This is a genomic window from Nitrosophilus sp. (assembly GCF_982775275.1).
In genome coordinates, this window is the sequence record NZ_CEXZHP010000290.1 from 1 (window position 1) to 1,364 (window position 1,364).

Genomic DNA, 1,364 nt, shown 5'->3' on the forward strand with positions numbered 1-1,364 from the left:
CAAGAAGTTCCAACGCCTTGCCTTGTGGAATTCCTCTCTCCTCAGCCTTTGCGAGAAGAGTTTCTTCGCTCACACCCCAAGGAGTCTGATCTTCAAACTCCTCTATTATCTCAAGAATCGTCTTAATGTCGTCTCTCTGCTTGGCTGAAACACCGCTTATCGCATAATCGATGTCATAATTACCCGTCTCCGGATCAATTGCAATCTGGCTCAAGCACTCTTTGAATATCTTGATAGCCCTCTCCGCATCCTCCTCTGTTGCGATGTTGCTAAGCCTCACCTTAGCTGAAGCTTCCGTAAGCCTTCTCAAAGCCTCTAACTGCCTTGTTGTGATCGCTATACTCCCGGTCTCTTTGCTCATTTTCCTCATCTCAGTATAGAACTCCTTGAGCTTCCGCTTAGCCTCCTCAGACAGTTGGACATCCGTGATGTTGTTTCTCGCATACAGAACATATTTTCTGAAAAGTTCAGGATCAATCGGTGGCTCTTCGTATCCTCCACTAAGAACAAAATCCGCAATCTCAGCATCTCTGACCTCATCAGGCTCGTCCAGAATGACAAATATCAAGTCAAACCTTGAAAGCAGAGGAGGATCAATCTTAATCTGTTCAACAATTGGCTCATGCCTGTCAAATCTACCCCTCTTCGGATTTGCACAGGCTAAGACAGATGTTCTTGCGTTTAGTGTTGCGTTTATCCCTGCCTTGGAAACTTCAACGACTTGTTGTTCCAATGGAACGTGCAAGCCTTCTAAGTCATCCTTCTTAGCCTTCTCAAGCTCGTCTATGATTGCAATGCCGTTATCAGCAAGAACAAGAGCACCAGCCTCAATAGTCCATCGCCCTGTTACTTCATCTCTCGACGTCGTCACGGTCAAACCGACTTTGGTCATCATAGTTCCATCAACGAGAACAGAACGAGGTGCAACGTTTGCAACACTCCTCGCTAATTGAGACTTTGCCGTCGAGGGATCACCGACTAAGAGAATGTGGATGTTTCCTCTCCTCTTCGTGCCATCCGGGTAAACCCTCGTTACTCCTCCAAAGAGTTGTAATACAATGGCTTGCTTGATGATGTCGTGTCCTTTTACAGTAGGAGCAAGAGATTTGGTCAGCTTTTCGTAGATTTGCGGATCTTTGGCAAGTTCCTTGATCTTTTGAACATCTTCAGCCGTTAGATTGATGTTTCTCAGATCATCCTCAACGAATTCAATGCTTATTGCCTCAACGCAGAAATCACCATGTGACTTGTTCGGCTCTCTTACTTCCTTTAGAATCCCAGAAACTACTACTTTATCACCCGGGTAAACCAAGCCAACCAAATCATCGTATAGATAAACCTTGATGAAGTCAGGCTGTCTCCTT

1 protein-coding gene is annotated in these 1,364 nt (G+C 45.4%); it reads right to left on the minus strand.

Annotated features, from left to right (window positions below; genetic code table 11):
* Nucleotides 1–1,364 (minus strand): ATP-binding protein (locus tag AC30RD_RS09355; RefSeq protein ID WP_489494271.1); only part of this gene is annotated, 1,364 nt, incomplete at both ends.